Here is a 19013-nt window from a genome sequence, read left to right on the forward strand (position 1 = left end):
GTAGACGTTGGTAAGAGAAATGGAAAGCACGAATAGTCCAAAATGTATGAAAATAGAACATAGTCATACATTTGCTTACATTTTTCATAGCAGCAAGTCGGTTTAGCTAATTATGCAAAGGCATATCCGCGTGAATTATCAGGTGGACAAAAGCAAAGAATTGCGATTGTGCGTGCTTTGATTATGCATCCCGAAGTAATGCTCTTTGATTAGATTACTGCTTCGCTTGACCCTGAAATGGTTCGCGGCGTGCTAGATATCATGCAAAGATTATCTGATAACGAACATATGACGATGATCATTGTTACGCATGAGATGAACTTCGCTGCGAGAATTGCCGATAAGGTGCTATTTTTAGAAGACGGAAAAATTTTGGAAGAGACACCAGGCAAAGAATTCTTTACTAAACCTCAGACTAAGCGGGCACAAGAATTTTTAGAGAGTATGGATTTTTAGGTGTGAATGATGGCAAAAAAGATTTTTAATTGGATCATGGCTGTCCTCTTGGCGGTAGTTGTGGTAATTGCTGGTTATTTTGGAATTACGCGACCAGGAATTAACGGCACTGCTTCAGGCGACAGATGGAATAATGAAAATAATGTATCTTCAATTAAACGTCGTGGCTATTTAAGAGTGGCTGTCTTTGGCGATCTACCGCCTTATGGCTGGGTTAATTCACAAGGTAAGCGTGTTGGCTATGACGTGCGCCTAGCTCGCAGAGTGGCGAAAGATTTGGGCGTAAAACCTAAGTTTATTCAAGTTAATGCCAATAATCGAATTGATACCTTGAATTCTAATAAGGCTGATATTGTTTTGGCTAACTTCACTTTGACACCAGAGCGTAAAAGCGTGGCTAGTTGGACCAAACCATACATGAAGGTATCAGTCGGGGTAATTTCACCAAAGTCAGCTCCTGTAACTAATGCTAAGCAGCTAAAGGGCAAGAGTGTAATTGTGACTAAAGGTACGACAGCGGAAAATTACTTTACTAAGCAAAAAGGCGTTAACTTGCTGAAGTTTGATTCCAAGACCCAGCAGTTTAACGCAATTAAAAACGGCCGTGGCGCAGCTTTAGCCGATGATAATTCTTATTTGTATGCTTGGGTTAAGCGTAATCCTAAGTTTACTGTTGGAATTAAAACTATTGGCCCTAACCAATACATCTCTGGTGCGGTGAAGAAGGGCAATAAGTCCTTACAAAAATGGATGGATCGTGAGATTACCAAATTGAATCGCGAAAGCTTCTTTACTTACGATTATAATAAAGAATTGAAGCCATACTTTGGTAAGGAAATTAGACCAAGTGACATTGTTTTGCCACAAGGTAAATAAAAAGCTTGCAAGAAACAGGTAAAAGAAATATCATATTAATTAATTACTGAGATCAAGACTAGTAGCAGATATTTTTTCTGAACAGAGAGTCTTCTTTCAAAAGCTGCAAGAGAAGATAGAAAGAACGCTGTGAATTTCATCTTGGGAGTAGGATCTAATCAATTCCGGTATTTCACCGTTAACGAAAACTTAAGTGTGGGCGTATTGCGTCCAAACTAGGGTGGTACCGCGACGCTTCGTCCCTATTGAGGGGGCGGAGCTTTTTTTGTTTTGAAAGGAAAGATTTAATGGACTTATTTGATAAGTTAAAAGAGCTCCACGAAGAAGGGCTTAACCAAATCAACAAGGCTAAAGATGAAAAGACTTTAAACGATGTTAGAGTTGAACTTGTTGGTCGTAAAGGTGAATTAACTAAGATTTTGCACTCAATGCGCGAAGTTGCACCAGAAAACAGACGTGAAGTTGGACAAAAGGTTAACGAATTACGTGACCTGTTCAATGCTCAATTAGACGAAGCTAAGGAAAAGATTGTCAAGGCTGTTTTAGCTAAGAAGCTTGAAGATGAAAAAATTGATGTTACTTTGCCAGGACGTGAAGCACACCTTGGTTCTAAGCACCCAATCAACATCATCTTGGATGACCTTGAAAGCTACTTCATCGGCATGGGATACCGGGTAGTGCAAGGCCCAGAAATTGAAACCGATCACTACTGTTTTGAAATGATGAACATTCCTAAAGATCACCCAGCTCGTGACATGCAAGCTACTTTCTATATTGATAGTGAAGACTTGCTTAGAACCCAAACTTCAGGTGACCAAGCTAGAGTTTTAGAAAAGCATGACTTCTCAAAGGGTCCACTTAAGATGGTTGGTCCAGGTAAGGTATACCGCCGTGATGATGATGATGCTACTCACTCACACCAATTCATGCAAATGGAAGGTTTAGTAGTAGATAAGAACATCACGATGAGTGACTTAAAGGGTACCTTAGAAATGATTTCTAAGCATGTCTTTGGTCAAGATCGTGAAACTCGTTTGCGTCCAAGCTACTTTCCATTTACTGAGCCATCAGTTGAAATGGACGTTTCATGCTTTAACTGTGATGGTAAGGGCTGCCCAATTTGTAAGTACACTGGCTGGATCGAAGTTTTAGGTGCCGGAATGGTTCACCCTAATGTTTTGGAAAATGCTGGCATTGATTCAACTGTTTATGGTGGTTTTGCCTTCGGTGTTGGTCTTGATCGTTTCGCTATTTTGAAATACGGTATCGATGATATTCGTGACTTCTACACCAATGACGTACGTTTCTTAGAACAATTCCGTAAGGAGGAAAGATAATAGATGTTAGTTTCATATAACTGGTTAAAAGATTTTCTTGATTTAGATGGTCAAGATCCATACGAATTAGCAGAAGAAATTACTCGTAGCGGGGTTGAAATTCCTGACCGTATTCACCCAATGGATGGCTTAAAGAAATTAGTTGTCGGTCATGTCCTTGATTGTGAAGGCGTTGAAGGCACTCACTTACATTTAACTCACGTTGATGTCGGCGAAGATGAACCTTTACAAATTGTTTGTGGTGCACCTAATGTTGCTGCAGGCGAAGATGTGATTGTTGCTCTTCATGGTGCCCGCATTGCTGGCAATGAAAAGATCAAGAAGGGTAAGATCCGCGGCATGGAAAGCTACGGCATGATCTGTGGCTTGCAAGAAATTGGTTTCAGCGACAGCGTTGTGCCACAAGAATTTGTCGATGGTATTTACGTATTCCCAGCAGATGCCGAAGTTAAACCTGGTCAAGATGTATATGAAGCACTTGGCATGGATGATTACATTTTGAACTTCGACATTACTCCTAACCGTGCTGATACTTTAGGCATGGAAGGTGCAGCTTATGAAGTCGGTGCTATTATCGACCAAAAGCCAAAGGTTGAAGAAAAGGTTGTCTTAAAAGAAGATGGTCCAGCCTGGACAGATTCACTCGATGTTAAAGTTGATGAAAAGCTTGCACCTAAGTTTTACTTACGTAAGCTCGAGAATGTTAAGATTCAAGACTCACCACTTTGGTTGCAACGTCGTCTTTGGAATGCAGGCATTCGTCCAATTAACAATGTAGTTGACGTTACTAACTATATCATGCTGTTAACTGGTCAACCAATGCATGCTTATGACGCTAAGACTTTTGCTAACGGAAAGTTTGAAGTAAGACTTGCTAATAAGGGTGAGAAGCTTACTTTGCTTAATGAAAAAGAAGCCGAGCTTGATCCAAATGACATCATCATTACTGATGGTGAAAAGCCAGTGATGATGGCTGGTGTAATGGGTGGTCTTAACTCAGAAATTACTTCAGAAACTACTGATGTCATTCTTGAATCTGCCATTTTTGATCCAGCACTTGTAAGAAAAGCAGCTCTTCGTCACGCTAACCGTACTGAAGCATCCAGCCGCTACGAAAAGGGTGTTAACTGGGATGCGACTGAAAAGGCAATCAATATGGCTGCCCTTCTGCTTAGAAATGATGCTAACGCTACGGTTGATGAAGGCATTCTCAAGGCAACTGATCAAAAACGTGAACCAGTTGTGGTTAAGACTACTGCTTCATATATTGATAAAGTTTTAGGTACAAAATTATCAGTTGATGAAATTGTGAAGATCTTTGATCGTCTCTGCTTCAAGGTCGATGTAGATGGTGACAACTTAGCTGTTCATGTACCAAATAGAAGATGGGATATTTCAATTCCAGCTGACTTGGTTGAAGAAGTTGGTCGTTTGTACGGCTATGACAATCTTGAATCTACTCAACCTGTTTTGCCAGAAACTCACGGTGGCTACTCAGAAAAAGAAGAAATGATGCGCCGGATGAAGGCAATCGTTGAAGGACAAGGCTTGATGGAAGCTATTTCTTACTCATTGACTTCACCTGAAAAGGCAACTCGTTACACTAAGGATCCAAAAGAATTAGTTGAAGTTAAATCACCACTTAACTCAAGCCGTTCTGCAATGCGTGAGAATTTGATGACTGGATTGGTAGATGCTGCTAGTTACAACTTTGCTAGAAAGCAAACACAATTAGCTTTATTTGAACAAGGCAGAACTTATGACCATGATGGTGGTAAATTCAACGAGCATGAACATTTAGCAGCTATTTACTCTGGCAATACTTTTGCGGAAAATTGGCAACATTTAACCCAAAAGGTAGACTTCTACTTTGTTAAGGGTCAATTAACTAACTTGTTTGCTGCAGTTGGCATTGATCTTGATAAGGTAGTCTACAAGGCTGAAGGTATTCAAGGGATGCACCCAACTAGAACTGCCGGTATTTATATTGATAAGCAATATGTTGGGATGATCGGAATGGTTGCTCATGCAGTAACTCTTTCTGATAAGGCACTTCGCGGCAGTGAACTTTACGGTTACGAAATTGATTTGGATACCATTATTCCAATGTTGACTAAGGGTGTAACTGCCGTTCCAGCACCTAAGTTCCCAGCAATTCAACGTGACTTGTCACTTTTAGTTGATAAGCCAGTTACTAACCAAGAAATTGAGAATGTCATTGAATCTAATGCTGGTAAATACTTAGTTGATCTTAAAGTAATTGATGTTTACGAAGGCAGTCACATTGCAGCTGGCAAGAAGAGTATTTCTTACAACTTGACCTTCTTGAATAGAGAAGATACTTTGACTGATGATGTTGTTAATAACGCCATGGACAAGGTTGTTGCTGCTCTTGAAAATGATCTTGCGATTAAAGTTCGTTAAAGGTTGACATTATTGACGTAAATTAATATTATTGATCAGTGCAAGATAAAGAAAATTAATTTCTGAGGAGTTAAAAATATGCCTGAAAAATCTTATCCAATGACTGCTGAAGGTAAAGAAAAACTTCAAGCAGAATTAAAGAACTTAAAATTAGTTAAGCGTCCAGAAGTTATTGAACGTATTAAGGTTGCGCGTTCATTCGGTGACTTGTCAGAAAACTCCGAATATGACGCAGCTAAGGACGAACAGAGTCACTTGGAAGACAGAATTGCGCAAGTTGAAGAAATGCTTAAGTATGCGCAAGTTGTTGATGCAGAAAGCGTTGATCCTAACGAAGTTTCAGTTGGTAAAACAATTACCTATACTGAAGTTGGTACTGATGATCCAGAAACTTACACTATTGTAGGTAGTGATGAATCAGATCCATTGAATGGCAAGATTTCTAACGATTCACCAATTGCTCAAGCTTTATTGGGCAAAAAGAAGGGTGAAACCGTATCAATTACCACTCCTGGTGGCAAGTTTGACGTTGTAATTAACGAAGTTAAAGCCTAATAATAAAAAGGGAGGGTAGCTATGACTATCTTCCTTTTTGTTTTTTTGAAAGGATTTTAAAATGAGAACAGTTGGTATTATTGGCATGGGCCATGTTGGTGCAACCGTTGCCTATACTTTATTTACGCACAGTATGGTTGACGAACTGATTTTAATTGATAAAAATGAAGCTAAAGTAAATGCTGAATACAATGACTTGCATGATACTTTGGCTAGAAATGATAGCTATGTTAATGTGCGAAAGCAAGATTGGGACGGCTTAGAAGATGCTGACATTATTATTACCGCTTTTGGTGATATTGCGGCTTCAGTTAAGACAGGCGACCGCTTTGGTGAGTTTGAATTAAATGCAAGAAATGCCAAAGAAGTTGGTGCAGATATTAAAGAATCAGGCTTTCACGGCGTTTTGATCAATATTTCTAATCCATGTGATGCAATTACTCAAATTTTGCAAGAAACTTCTGGTTTAAAGAAGAATCGCGTCTTTGGTACTGGTACTTTCCTTGATACTGCAAGAGTTCAAAGAATAATTGGTGAAAAACTTGGTCAAGATCCACGTAACGTAGAAGGTTTCGTTTTAGGTGAACATGGTTCTTCACAATTTACAGCCTGGTCAACGGTAAGAGTTAACAACAAGATTGCTTTCCAATTGTTTGGTGATGAAGAACAAGAAAAGATTAGTGAACAATCAAATAAGAATTCCTTTATTGTGGCTAAGGGAAAGGGCTATACTAGCTATGCTATTGCCACTTGTGCTACTCGTTTAGTTCAAGCAGTCTTTAGCGATGCTCATCTATATTGTCCTGTTTCAGTTTATAATCCTGAATACAAGACTTATATTGGTTATCCAGCTATTATTGGTCGCGACGGCATTGAGGAAGAAATTGAATTAAAGCTTACTTCTGAAGAAAAAGAAAAGTTGCAAGCTGCTGCAGATAAGATCAAAGAACACTTGAAGCAATTGAAGAAATAAAAAATAGTCATTATAAAAAAATAAGGCGAGAATTACAGTCATTGTAGTTCTCGTCTTATTTATTGCTTATTTTAGTTTTACATCCCAAGCGGCAATTTGCTTGTTGCCGTAGTATTTCTTGTAAATTTGCTTGGTCTTTTTGGTCTGGTATGCTTTAACAATTTCTTGATAAATCTTTTTATTTTTATCCTTGGTGCGGGCGCAAATAATATTGATCCATTGCTCAGAGTCTTTATTCAATGGTTCGACAAAGATAGTTTGCTTGTCACCTAGATGTGCAGGGCCAGCAAAGTCATTGTTGACGACAGCGGCATCAACATCATCGATCACGCGGCTAGTTTGTTCAGATGCAACTTCTTTAATTTTGAAGTGGTTAGGATTGGCAGTAATATCTGCAACAGAGACCAATACTTTGCCCTTCTTCAATTTGATCAACCCGGCATTTTTCAAAACAAAAAGTGCTCTCGATTCATTGGTGGGATTGCTGGGGACCACAATTGTTGCTCCTTCAGGTAGTGCATTTAGGCTATGATATTTTTTGGAATATAAGCGAATAGGTGAGATATAGGTTTTACCGATTGCAGTAATTCCGCCATGGTTGGCTTTGTTCCAGGCGTTGAGGAAAGCATAGTGCTGGAAGGCATTCAGATCAACGTCACCGGATTTAAGTGCCTTGTCAGGTTGGTCATAACCATCAAAACTTTTAGTGGTTAAAATAATTCCATATTTCTGTTTGACGGTTTGAGCAACGCTTTTCCAGATTGCAATGTCACCTTTGCTGGCACCAACGATTCCTACGCTAACTTTGGTTTGACCGTTGCTTTTTGGCGTCCAAAAGAAGCTGAAGTAACCAGCTACGATAATCAATAAGCTAACAATGGTGCCAATAATAATATTCCGCTGTCTTCTTTTTCTCATTTTTCTTTCTCTCATATGCAAAAAAAGCACCCATCCTCAAAGGACGAGTGCTTCGTGTTACCACCTTTATTTGCCAGCTATTTACATAACTGACCTCAATAGCTATCTAACAATAGCTTGCATTGTTAACGAGAGCAACCCCAATACTAGCTAAATATCACTAGTATAATCATTCTGAATCCATTTTCATTAAGCAGTTTCTTTTACTTCTCACCAACCAGTAATTCTCTGTAAGAAAGCTAGCTATAATTACTCTATTCATCAAGATTTTTTAATTATTGCTATTAATTTATCATCTCGTTTTAATTTTGTCAAATAAATTTTTTTACTTAGTTAAAAAGTTAGTAACGGAAGAAATAGTGAGAAAAAGTTTATTTTTGTCGATTAACAAAGTAGTAAATGAGTGAGACAACCGATTCAGCCAACATCCCACCGGCCATCCAGTACATTGCCATCATCATTTTGCCGGTAAAAGTAAAGTAGGCAGTAATGGCGTAAACAATTACCCAAATAATTTTCCAAAATAAGTTATTCATTCCTGAGCACATTTTGAAGCTCCTTTATTTTTGACTAGCACCAGAACTGCTGTCAACTTCCATGCCGCAACCTTCGGTATCCATTCCTGGCATCCACACATCTTCAGGTTTAATGCCTCTTTCTTTAGCAAAGGCGTCGGTTAATGTCTTCATATCCATTAACTTGTATGTCTTTGGGTGTTTAGGGTCGAATACTTCGATTTGAGCCATCATTCCGGCATCTTCGTGTTCAATAATGTGGCAGTGGTACATGAAGACTCCAGTTTGTGGGAATTCTACACGCAAGCGGACGGTTTCACCTGGTCTGACAGGAATGGTGTCTTTGTAACCATATTCATTTGGAAATGGCTTTTCGCCATCACGTGAAACGACTGTAAAGTGTGTGCCGTGAATATGGAATGGGTGCAACATACCGTGTTCCTTAGAGTTGGTATTAGTTACGTCCCAGTATTCAGCATGACTAACTTGTTGCTTCATATCGATCCGCTGCATTGCGAATTGCTTGCCGTTTATCTTGTTGTGATCATCCATAGTTACTTTACGAACTGGCAAATCTTCAGCGATTTCAGGAATTTCTGGTTTGAATAATGTATCAGGAATAACACTGTTGTCAGGTGCAAACTTGTGAATTCTAAATTCAATTAGTTTGAAATCATCAGTATAAAGGTTAACGACATCGCCATCATGGTAATCCTTGAAGTCAACTACAACTTGAAGCCGTTCACCAGGTGTTACCAAGATCTTAGTCATTTTGATTGGATGAGGCAAAAATGAATCGTCACCTGCAATTTGAGTCATAACTAGGTCATCATCAAAGTGCAAGCGCCATTCACGACGGTTAGACCCACCTAAGAATAGTAAACGAATCTTTTGTGTTGTTACATCAACATAAGGGCGAACCGTGCCGTTGATTAATGGTGTTTCACCGAAGACGCCCATTGCATCATAATCAGCGCGATAGTCAAGTTGATTATCTTTGTGGAAAGTACGGTCTTGCAAAATAACTGGAAACTCGTCAACGCCATAGTTTTTAGGAATTGGGAGTTTAGCTTCGTTTTCATCTGTTACTACTACGCCCATAGCTAATCCCATCCAAACTTGGGCAGCGGTGGATGGACATGGGTGAGCATGAAGCCATGTTAAGGCAGCTGGTTGATTAACAGTGAATTCGATTTGCTTTTCTTCACCTGGATAAACAGGGGCATGACAGCCACCATCAGTAATAGGACCAGGAACTTCCATGCCATGCCAGTGATAAGTTGTTAGTTCTGGTAAACTATTTTTTAAGGTAACGTGAACTCGCTGGCCACGTTTTAAGACCATGGTTTTACCTAACAAAGGAGCGTTATAACCCCAAGTCTTGGTCTTAGCTCCAGGCAATATTTGGCTTTCGCTTTCAATTGATTCAAGAGTGAACCAGACATCAGTATCAGTTTCCTTATCCGGTGCAAGAACTGGAGGGACAGCTAATGGCTGAGCTTCTACACCTTGAGGGATGCTTAATTTCTTGTAGTGGAAGTGGTTTTTGTCAAAATCTTCATCTTCGATAAAGTAATTAGTGTATATCTTATCTGTCATCTTATTAACGCCATCCTTTTGACACCAACTTAGCATGATTTTTTACCGTCTTCAAGGCGCAAGAACGCTGTTATTTAAAGGCTTGCATGTCTATTATAACTATGTAATGAAAAATATTTTTACTATTTTGTAATCGCTTACACTTAGACGAATTATGTTATTTTACAAGATTTGTTGCCTTGCTAGGCTTGCGTGTCTCCGGTAAACTAAGCATGAAGAGGTGACTAGATGTATAAAATTATTGCGTGTGACTTAGATGAAACGTTGTTGAGCGCAGATACGCATGTCTCAGTAGAAAATAGAGAAGCGATTCAAAAAGCAGTTGCTCACGGTGTAAAATTTGTTCCTGCAACTGGACGAGGCTACGTTTCTGTCCAAAATACTTTAAAGGAAATAGGATTAGAGCAGGTAGCTAATGAATATGTGATTTCATTCAATGGTGCCAGCATTACAGAAAATAAGAATAATCGCGTGCTGTATTTTGACGGCTTGCCTAATGAAATTGCGGATCGGTTATATCGGCATGGGGTTGAACTAGATATTGCCATGCATGTTTACACTCAAGATATGGTATATACGTATCATATCGATGATGATGAACGTGCCTATATGACGGGACGACACCAGTTTAAAGAGATTGAAGATAAAGACTTGTCATTTTTGGAGGGGCAGAAAATTGCCAAGGTGCTCTATGAGAGTCTTGATAATAATTATTTGCACCGGATCGCCGCTGAATTAGGACCAATTACGCAAGAATTGGATATTTCATATTCATCTAATCGTTATTTAGAATTTAACCGTAAAGGTGTCAATAAAGGCGCGGGACTGATGAAGCTGGCTGAGCAGCTTAGGGTGCCGATTGAAGAAACAATTGCCATTGGTGATAATTTTAATGACTTGTCAATGATTCAGGCTGCTGGTGTGGGTGTTGGTGTGGCTAATGTCAATCCTGCTATGAAAGAGCAATGCGATTACATTACTCAGGCTGATAATAATCATGGTGCAGTTGCCGAGGCAATTGATCATTTTATTTTTAACAATTGAAAAAAATAAAAAAATAATTGACAGATTAAAAATACATGATATTATTGTTTACAACAAATAAAAAAAGAGCTTTGATAAGGAAAGTAACTTAATAAATGATTTGCAGAGAGTCTTCGGTTGGTGGAAGAAGATAATGATGAATTAAGTGAAAATCACCTTTGAGCTGAAAGTGCGATATTAGCATTTTCAGGGTCCGCCCTCTATAGCGGCGACGTATCGCTGATTTTGATAGAATCAGCCGCACGTGCATGAGGTAGAATTTTTGTGAGTATTATTCTACGAATAAATAGGTGGTACCGCGTTGAAGACGCCCTATTAGATCAATTGATCTAGTAGGGCGTTTTTTAATTATCATAAGCTTGTTGTTAATTTTTTTGACTTATGGGAGAGATAAAAATGAGAAAAACATTGAAGCACTTATTTGGCACGACTGTAGTAGCACTTTTAGGCGTAAGTACTTTATCTGCATGTTCATCAAGCAAATCTGGTGCTAAAGCACCTAAACAAGAATTGACCTGGATGACTACCTCAGAAATCCAAACTATGGATCCTTCAAAGATGGTAGATACAACTGGTAGTGAACAGGCATCTAATGTTTTTGAAGGGCTCAATAGACTGAATAAAGCGGGTAAAGTTGTATCTGGTGTGGCTACTAAAACTAATCAGAGTAAAGATGGTTTGACCTGGACTTTTACTTTAAGAAAGAATGCTAAGTGGTCTAATGGTGATCCAGTGACCGCTGAAGATTTTGTTTATTCTTTAAGACGGACACTTGATCCTAAGACACAATCACAACAGCAAAATGAGTGGTCAAATGTAGTTAATGCAGATGATGTTTTAGCTGGGAAAAAAGCTCCGTCGACTTTAGGTGTTGAAGCTAAGGGTAAATATGAATTGGTAGTTCACTTGAAACATCCCGTACCGTATTTTAAAGCCTTGTCAGTTGGTTGGAATCCGCAAAATAAACACGTAGTCGAAAAGTTTGGCAAAAAATATGGGACTGCATCTAAGTATATGGTTTACAATGGTCCGTTTGTTCAAAAAGGCTGGACTGGTTCAAGTCTTAACTGGAAGTTAGAAAAGAATGATCAATATTGGGACAAAGATAAAGTTAAATTGCAGACGGTTAATTATAGTGTACAAAAGACGCCTTCAACTGATTACAATCTGTATCAGGCTAACAAATTAGATGGTGCCTATCTTGATGTTCAGGCTTCAAAGAGACTGAAGGGTCAATCTGGTTATACAGTCTATAAACTAGATAGAACTGAATACTTGACTTTCAATGTATCCAAGCATCCAGAACTAGCTAATGTCGATTTTAGAAGAGCAGTTTCAATGGCACTTAACCGAGCTCAATTGGCTAAAACAGTTGGTGGTGCTAATACCGTAGCTCGAACTTTTGCTGGACCAAATGAATATGTTGATGGTAAGAATTTTGACCAGTATGTTGAAAGCAAAAATCCAGCTAATAAATATATGAATTATAACCCTGCAGGCGCTAAGAAACTTTATGATAGAGCATTAAAAGAATTGGGTAAGAATAAGTTGGCCTTTACCTTAATGGGTGACGATGATGACGTTTCTAAAAAGGTTTTAGAGTTTGTGCAAAGCCAGTTAGAAGATACCTTTGGCAAAAAAGTTGATGTAACTGTTAGAAGCATGCCGAAGACTACTAGAGTTAAGAAAATGCTCAATGGTGATTTCGAGGCAGTCTTTACTGGATTGACTTCGGGCTATTTAGATCCTAATTCACAATTGCACACAATGATGACAGGACAAAGTTATAACTTCGGTAAATGGTCTAACAAAGATTTTGACAAGTATATGAATAATTCAGATAAGGAATTAAATCCTACTAAGCGATTAGAAGATTTGTATAATGCAGAACGTGTTTTAACTGATCAACAAGGATTGACGCCATTATTCCATGATGGTCAAGCTTGGATGGTTCGACCAAGTGTTAAAAATGTAGAATTCTTGGGTGGTAATTTCAGCTTTAAAGATGCATCTGTAAGTAATAATTAGGAGAAAAATAATGACTAAAACAGCTTTTGTAAATTGTAATTTATTCGTTGGTAATGAAGATAATCTAGTAGATAATGCTTGGTTTGTCGTTGATGATGAAACAGGTAAATTGACCGATCAAGGTAAGGGAAAATGCACAGCAGATTTTGACAAACAAGTTGACCTTAAAGGGAAATATGTGATGAGCGGTTTGCTTAATTCACATACTCACATGGGGCTTGATTCTGACTTGAAGAAAAAATTTCCGACTACTGAAGCTTCGACTACTTATGCAGCACTGCGGGATCTGCGTGAAGCTTTACAAACTGGTGTGACTTATGTTCGTAGTTGTGGCACATCCTTTGATGTTGACTGTAAATTAGTGCAGATGCGCAAGCAGTATCCTTTTGAAGGTCCTCAAGTGATGCCAACTGGAATGACAATGTCAATTGTCGGCGGACATGGTGATTTCAAGGTGGGGTTAAATGGAGAGCAAAATGCTAGTCATTTGGTTAACGGTCCAGAGGACATGCGTAGAGCAGTCCGAGAACAATTTACCAAAGGTGCAAAAAATGTCAAGTTGATGGCTACCGGTGGAATTATGTCACTTGGGGATGAAGTAGATGATACTGAGCTTTCGCTTGAAGAAATGAAGATGGCAGTAGAAGAGGCTCATTCCAAGCATATGACAGTTTGTGCTCACGCCGAGGGACGACTTGGTATTCATTATGCAGTTGTTGCAGGAGTTGATTCTGTAGAACATGGTTTTTATTTAGATGATAATGACTTGGCTTTGATGAAAAAACAAGGTACATTTTTGTCACCAACATTGACTGCAGGTCGGACAATCGTCGTTCATGGAAAAGATGTTGTACCTGAGTTCTCATACCGCAAGATGTGTGCAGTAGTTGATGACTTTTATAATCATGTCGGCCATGCGATCAAGGAGGGGGTGAGACTGGCAATGGGGACAGACGCAGGAACATATTTCAATCGCTTCTCTGATACACCTAATGAATTAGTGGAATTGGTTAGAGCAGGAGCCACAAATTATCAAGCTTTAAGAGCAGGCGGCTTGGGTAGTGCTGAATTGCTTAAGGTTGATCAAGAATATGGTTCGCTTGAAGTTGGCAAATATGCGGATTTCCTAGTTTTGCGGGATAATCCATTAGAAAATGTTGCTGCAGTCGGCCAAAAAGACAAGCAAGTTTACCAACATGGTTTACGTAAATTCTAAATATTTTTTACTACAAATAAAGCATCACTTGTGAGATTTTTCTTGTAAGTGATGCTTTATTTATGCTTATCGTTATTTAAAATACGAACCATTTATTTATTATAATTAAAAATTGTTCTTGCTTCAGATTGAATATCGCTGTACTATTTAAACCATCAAATGTAATATTGATGATTTGAAAAAGTGGGGAATTGAATGTCGAGTTTTCAAGAATACTATCCAAGAATGCGGGAATTAGCAGATTATCTACTAAATAATCCGGAGTTGGGATATAAGGAGTATAAAACTTCTGAGGCGATAGAAGAAGCTATTCATGAAATCACTCCTATGGTAAAAGTCGAACATTTCTGCAATACAGGGATAAAAGTGGTGTTTAATAATCACCAAACTAAGACTATTGGAATTATTGCAGAACTAGATTCACTATACCAGCCGGGGCATAGAAATGCTGATAGTGAAACAGGAGCAGCTCAAGCTTGTGGCCATTATACTCAGGTGACAATAGCTTTAGCGATTATGAATGAACTAGTGAAAAATAAACGAATTGGTGATTTTGGCGCTAACTTAGCATTTATTTTTACACCGGCTGAAGAATTTGTTGATTTGGAGTGGCGCAAAAAACAGAAAGCGGAAGGAAAAATCACTTATTTTGGTGGTAAACAAGAAGCAATTAAATTAAGTGTCTTTGATGATGTCGACTACTGTGTCTCAGTTCATGCTATAGGTGAAAATTTTGATCAAAGAACAATCGAGATTAATTGTGATCTAGCAGGTTTTAATTTTCAATATTTCGATTTTTTAGGTAAAGCTAGTCATGCTGCATTTGCTCCTGAAGCAGGAATTAATGCTCAAAGTATCGCAACTTTGTTTACCACAGCTCTAGCCTTTAAGCGTCAACAACTGAAGGAATCTAATCAAATTAGATTTAATCCGGTGAGGATAGGTGAAAATACTGAATCAATTAATGTAATTCCAGATCATATTCGAATGGGGACTGACTTACGATATTTTGATGCTGAGTACGCTCATCAGTTGATGCAACAATTTACTACAGCAGCAGCTGGTTGCTCATCTGCCTTAGGTGGAAATTATCAATCGGAAATTCAAGTTGGCTACTTGCCATTAAAGTCTAATAGAGATATGAATGCATTAGTTAAAAATACATTTTTGGATAGTGATGAAATTCCAGGTTTAATTGAAAATCGTGGTTATACGATGGCGGCTGGAGACATTGGAGATGTAAGTTATCTAATGCCAACTATTCAAATTGGATATGGTGGTTGGAATGGGACAATCCATGGTGTTGATTTTGAGTTAGTTGATCCAATATTTGTGTTGGATCTTTTTCCAAAATTCGTTTTTAACTGTATTCTAAAAATTTCAAATAATTTAGATAAAATCGAAGCTTATCGTAGAACAAAACAGGAATATCTTGAGCAATTAAACAAAATGGGAGCAGAAAAATGAAATCTTTAAAAAATTATGGTCCATTAATTATTTTAGTTTTATTGATTGACACCATTGCCGAACTTATTGGGATGCAGGTTTTCAAAATTGGTAAGATTGAAGTTTCAATTCTGCCATTAGTATTTGCAGTTATTTTAGCAATTATTGTTTATTTGCTCCCCTTAAAGCCAATCAAGCGGCTTTACAATGATAAAAGAGTAAAGTTTGCTGGAAAATATATGATTTTAATAATGTTGCCACTAATGGCACGTTATGGAGCAAATGTTGCACCTAAGATTAATGAAATTTTATCAGTAGGTTGGGTATTTCTCATTCATGAGTTAGGTAATTTAGGCACAATTTTATTTGGACTACCAGTAGCTTTATTACTAGGATTAAGACAAGAGGCCATTGGCTCAACATTGGGATTAGGCAGAGAAGGAGAACTAGCCTATATTAGTGAAAAATATACACTTGATTCACCGGAAGGTCGAGGAGTCCTAGGTATTTACTTAATTGGAACAATTTTTGGTTCGATTGTCTTCTCAATTTTAGCACCAGTTCTTTTGGGGATGGGCTTTAGTTATCAAGCTGTTGCGATGAGTTCTGGAGTAGGATCAAGTTCTATGATGACTGCAGCTTCTTCAGCTTTAGCAGCTCTGGTTCCTAAACATAGTGAGACGATTCTATCATTTGCGGCAGCAAGTCAGTTGTTAACTAGTTTTATTGGAACTTATATTATGTATTTCCTCGCAGTTCCTTTGCAAAGATTCATGTATGTTCACTTGACTAGTTTGCTTGATAAAAAGAAAGAAGTATACCCAGAACATGATTAGAGAAAATAATTTTTATAAATTAGGTAGAGATGCATTAATTTTATTGCTTAGTGTTAGTTTAGTTTTATTTGTTCAGTGGATTAAGTTAGTAAAAAATCCTAAGAGCACCCCAATTACACCTGATACTTTTGCCGGCCTAGGTCTATTATGGCTGTTTTCTCTGATTGGCATTATTATCAGTATGTTAATGAAACGAGTTCCGTGGAAGATTGTTAGAGGATTTCCCATTCTAGGCTGGGTGTCTATCGTTTCATTAGTTTTCTGTTTGCTTAGTCCATATTGTGTTCGTGTAATTAATGCAGTAGATTTTTTATCATTAACTACATCGGTATTAGCCTTTGCCGGAATTTCAGTAACTCATAGATTGAAGGATTTATCAAAGATTTCATGGAAGATCTTAATTGTGGCATTATTTGTCTTTTTCGGTATGTATTTCATGGATACTTTGATTTCTCAAATAGCTCTTAATTTGAGTGGAAGATAAAAATCCTTTTATTCCTGAATTGTCAAATTAAGTGCAACAGTTAGGTTATGAAGAGATATATTGCTTGAAGAGTTCTTCTGCTGTCTGATACTGGAGGATTCGGCGATGTTTGTGGTTAATGGCATTGGAAGAGGCACTTTGCGGCGTATCTGATCTTTATCCAATAATTACCAGTTTTACAGATTATTATGCTTGGAATAAGCAACACCTCAATGACAATCTTTATACTGATCGAGCAATTTACACGCCTGATGTGCTTTGGGATACGAGTACTAGACCTAGCGCAAAAACAGATGTCATTACTTGCGCTGCTCCAAATAAATCTGCTGCCCGAGGCAAAGCAAAAGGAATGGCAAATGATGCAATGATTGAGCGAATGAAATTCGTTAAGAAAATTGCTGAAGATCAACAAGTGGATGTGCTTATTCTGGGCGACTGGGGTGCAGACGTTTTTGGCTTTAACGCAAAAGAAGTCGCAAAAATGTGGCAGGAGGCCTTTGATACTCCGACAAGCATCTCCACTGTGATTTACGCTGTTATTCCTGGCAGAAAGAATAAAGACGTGGTAGCTGATTTTAAGGATATTTTTGTTTAAATAGAAATTTTCTCTCAAATAACAATCCAAACAAAAAAGACGAGCCAACGCCCGTCTTTTTATTTTCTTGAAATAAATTTTTAGTTAAAAGTTAGCTTTTTTAACGTAAGTGTTCTTAGAAATACGATAGAAAGTCTTACCGTGTAATTTAATTGCGCGACCATAAGTGTTAACGCGGTGACCTTTCTTCAAAACTTTCTTATTAGCACGCTTGCCGTTCTTCTTGTAGACATAAGCATTGTGCTTCAGAGTCCGCTTAACGGCCTTAGCTTTCTTGGCAGCTGTCTTTTTAGCAGCAGCGGCATCAGTTTGAGTCTTGTCAGATGTAGTATTGGCATCTTTATTAGCAGTGTCTTCAGCGACCTTACCTAAAGTAATATCAGCCTTTTCGTTCATGGTCTTGCCCATAACGTTAAGACCGAATTCTAAGCTGCCAGCGCCTTCTTTATAAGCATCTGCTGAGAAAACATAGTCAAGGGATGAGCCGTCTTTAGCAACATTTTCTTGCTTGCCGGCTACACCATTCAATGCTAGGCTAGCAACCATCTTAGACATGTCTTGACCTTTGGTCATTGGTGCTTTAGAGCCATCAACGTGAATAATTACTTCGGTAACTTTACCGTCCTTAACATTAACTTGAGCAGAGTTGCCCAAGAACATAGCAGCTTCTGATGGGGTAGTGCTGCCAGTTTTGGTAATAGTCATAGTGATAGTTTGCAAGTCGCTGTTTTGACTAGTAGCAGTAGTTGCAGCAACATTAGTAGCAGGTTGATCAGCTGCAGACACTACAGCTGATGGTGCCAAAACACTAGCGCTTGCGAGTAAAGCAAGTGATGTTAAAATGATTTTAGTATTTTTTCTCATAAAAGTTTCCTCCCACGAATTTTAGATATCGCTTACATTATGATCAAATAAATGTTATAAATCAATATATTTTTTGTTATTTTATTTTTTTATGAGCATAATAAGCTGAATAAAATATCATCTTGAAACCGATTGCATAGTTATTTTAAGAACTTTATAATAGAAAAGACTAATAGTATTAATAGTAAAAAGAAGGATATTAGAATGAATAAAAAGTTACTTAAGTTAATCGCAAGTAGTTCGGTCGCAATGACTTTAATGGCACCTGGAGTGGCATTTATGCAAACTAATCCGGTTGTAATGGCCGCTGAACAAAGTCAAAAGACAGTGGGAATGACGGTTTACAAATACAGTAAAAATCACCGCAACCATGCTAAGTCAATGGCTCAAGGTTTTGTGGGAGATAAGGTGCAATTAACAGTTAGTCAAAAGCATGTGACTAAAATGATAATCCATGTCGATGGTAAAAATAGTCCAATGGGCAAGGGGCAAAACGTAAATAAGATTGTAAAATCCCTCAAGATTAATGGCGTTAGCGGTAAAAAGGAAAATGTTTCCGCCGACAAATCTAGTTTTGACTTTGTTTTTGCAGGCAAAGCTTTCAAAAATAATGGTTGGGTCAAGATGCAAGTCACTATTGACTTTGGTGGTAAGATGACCGAACAAGCTTGGGTGAAGTATGACAAGGTTAGCGGTTTAACTACTAGCAAGAAAAAGACCGACAAGAAGCAAAAGAAGGCTAGTAAAAAGAGCGTCAAAAAAGTTAGTAAGAAAAGTACACACGGTCAGCGCAGATAAAAAGGTTCAAAATATCAATTATGCGGTCTATAAGGCGGATCGCAGTGGC

General features: G+C 38.2%; 17 protein-coding genes, 2 pseudogenes and 3 other annotated features. Of the genes and pseudogenes, 14 read left to right on the forward strand and 5 right to left on the reverse strand.

Features of this window, described 5'->3' with window-relative positions; genetic code table 11:
• Positions 1-90: 90 nt before the first annotated feature.
• The 6 genes and pseudogenes from CP352_RS06040 to CP352_RS06065 form a co-directional block, all read left to right on the forward strand.
• A pseudogene (locus tag CP352_RS06040) lies at positions 91-456 on the forward strand (ATP-binding cassette domain-containing protein); the annotation flags it as partial.
• Positions 457-462: 6 nt separating this feature from the next.
• A complete protein-coding gene (locus CP352_RS06045) occupies positions 463-1332 on the forward strand; it encodes a transporter substrate-binding domain-containing protein (protein WP_180706832.1) in 870 nt (289 codons plus the stop codon).
• Between the two features lie 39 nt (positions 1333-1371).
• Positions 1372-1579: a binding site (T-box leader), on the forward strand.
• 40 nt (positions 1580-1619) lie between these two features.
• On the forward strand, positions 1620-2669 hold the full coding sequence (pheS, locus tag CP352_RS06050; RefSeq protein WP_023488239.1) for a phenylalanine--tRNA ligase subunit alpha: 1050 nt from the start codon (positions 1620-1622) through the stop codon (positions 2667-2669).
• Between the two features lie 3 nt (positions 2670-2672).
• A complete protein-coding gene (gene pheT, locus CP352_RS06055; protein ID WP_089143604.1) occupies positions 2673-5093 on the forward strand; it encodes a phenylalanine--tRNA ligase subunit beta in 2421 nt (806 codons plus the stop codon).
• A gap of 78 nt (positions 5094-5171) precedes the next feature.
• Entirely contained in the window at positions 5172-5648 is a 477-nt protein-coding gene (gene greA / locus CP352_RS06060) for a transcription elongation factor GreA (RefSeq protein ID WP_005719856.1), read from the forward strand.
• Positions 5649-5709: 61 nt separating this feature from the next.
• The gene (locus tag CP352_RS06065; protein ID WP_005727148.1) at positions 5710-6621 is read left to right on the forward strand and encodes an L-lactate dehydrogenase; all 912 of its coding nucleotides are present in this window, start codon (positions 5710-5712) and stop codon (positions 6619-6621) included.
• 66 nt (positions 6622-6687) lie between these two features.
• On the opposite strand, the gene CP352_RS06070 is transcribed toward CP352_RS06065, so the two are convergent.
• From CP352_RS06070 to CP352_RS06075, 3 genes are all read right to left on the reverse strand, one after another.
• Positions 6688-7539 carry a lipoprotein gene (locus CP352_RS06070; protein ID WP_089143603.1) on the reverse strand — a complete coding sequence of 284 codons (852 nt, stop codon included), beginning with the start codon at positions 7537-7539 and terminating at the stop codon, positions 6688-6690.
• 36 nt (positions 7540-7575) lie between these two features.
• Positions 7576-7813 (reverse strand) — a binding site (T-box leader).
• Between the two features lie 97 nt (positions 7814-7910).
• Positions 7911-8075, reverse strand: a complete 165-nt coding sequence (locus CP352_RS11150; protein WP_005719854.1) for a hypothetical protein — start codon at positions 8073-8075, stop codon at positions 7911-7913.
• Between the two features lie 24 nt (positions 8076-8099).
• Positions 8100-9653, reverse strand: a complete 1554-nt coding sequence (locus CP352_RS06075; RefSeq protein WP_005723395.1) for a multicopper oxidase family protein — start codon at positions 9651-9653, stop codon at positions 8100-8102.
• Between the two features lie 228 nt (positions 9654-9881).
• On the opposite strand from CP352_RS06075, the gene CP352_RS06080 reads away from it, so the two are divergent.
• The 6 genes from CP352_RS06080 to CP352_RS06105 all read left to right on the forward strand — a co-directional run bounded on the left by CP352_RS06080 (position 9882) and on the right by CP352_RS06105 (position 16707).
• Positions 9882-10697, forward strand: coding sequence for a Cof-type HAD-IIB family hydrolase (locus CP352_RS06080; RefSeq protein ID WP_089143602.1), 816 nt, complete (start codon positions 9882-9884; stop codon positions 10695-10697).
• 62 nt (positions 10698-10759) lie between these two features.
• Positions 10760-11015, forward strand: a binding site (T-box leader).
• A gap of 78 nt (positions 11016-11093) precedes the next feature.
• Complete coding sequence (locus tag CP352_RS06085; RefSeq protein WP_005729018.1) at positions 11094-12725, forward strand: peptide ABC transporter substrate-binding protein; 1632 nt, start codon at positions 11094-11096, stop codon at positions 12723-12725.
• Between the two features lie 10 nt (positions 12726-12735).
• On the forward strand, positions 12736-13941 hold the full coding sequence (locus CP352_RS06090; RefSeq protein ID WP_061204901.1) for an amidohydrolase family protein: 1206 nt from the start codon (positions 12736-12738) through the stop codon (positions 13939-13941).
• A 195-nt stretch (positions 13942-14136) separates the two neighbouring features.
• Positions 14137-15408 (forward strand): M20/M25/M40 family metallo-hydrolase, encoded by a 1272-nt coding sequence (locus CP352_RS06095; protein ID WP_089151181.1) that lies wholly within the window; start codon positions 14137-14139, stop codon positions 15406-15408.
• Positions 15405-16223, forward strand: coding sequence for a DUF3100 domain-containing protein (locus CP352_RS06100; protein ID WP_013086646.1), 819 nt, complete (start codon positions 15405-15407; stop codon positions 16221-16223). Before CP352_RS06095 ends, CP352_RS06100 begins: the two co-directional genes overlap by 4 nt.
• Entirely contained in the window at positions 16216-16707 is a 492-nt protein-coding gene (locus tag CP352_RS06105; protein ID WP_013086645.1) for a hypothetical protein, read from the forward strand. The genes CP352_RS06100 and CP352_RS06105 overlap by 8 nt, the downstream gene beginning before the upstream one ends.
• A 45-nt stretch (positions 16708-16752) precedes the next feature.
• On the opposite strand, the pseudogene CP352_RS11320 reads toward CP352_RS06105, so the two are convergent.
• Positions 16753-16839 (reverse strand): annotated as a pseudogene (locus CP352_RS11320) (integrase); the annotation flags it as partial.
• Here CP352_RS11320 and CP352_RS06110 point away from each other — a divergent pair.
• Positions 16826-17302 (forward strand): TIGR02452 family protein, encoded by a 477-nt coding sequence (locus CP352_RS06110; RefSeq protein ID WP_089143605.1) that lies wholly within the window; start codon positions 16826-16828, stop codon positions 17300-17302. The pseudogene CP352_RS11320 and the gene CP352_RS06110 sit on opposite strands and share 14 nt — an antisense overlap.
• An 84-nt stretch (positions 17303-17386) precedes the next feature.
• Here the strand turns inward: CP352_RS06110 and CP352_RS06115 are convergent, their stop codons facing one another.
• A complete protein-coding gene (locus CP352_RS06115; RefSeq protein ID WP_089143600.1) occupies positions 17387-18166 on the reverse strand; it encodes an SLAP domain-containing protein in 780 nt (259 codons plus the stop codon).
• 204 nt (positions 18167-18370) lie between these two features.
• Here CP352_RS06115 and CP352_RS06120 point away from each other — a divergent pair, with 204 nt between their 5' ends.
• Positions 18371-18964 carry a hypothetical protein gene (locus CP352_RS06120; protein WP_023488229.1) on the forward strand — a complete coding sequence of 198 codons (594 nt, stop codon included), beginning with the start codon at positions 18371-18373 and terminating at the stop codon, positions 18962-18964.
• The last annotated feature ends 49 nt before the right edge of the window (positions 18965-19013 follow it).

This window comes from Lactobacillus sp. UMNPBX1 (assembly GCF_002554085.1).
GTDB classification, from domain to species: domain Bacteria; phylum Bacillota; class Bacilli; order Lactobacillales; family Lactobacillaceae; genus Lactobacillus; species Lactobacillus crispatus.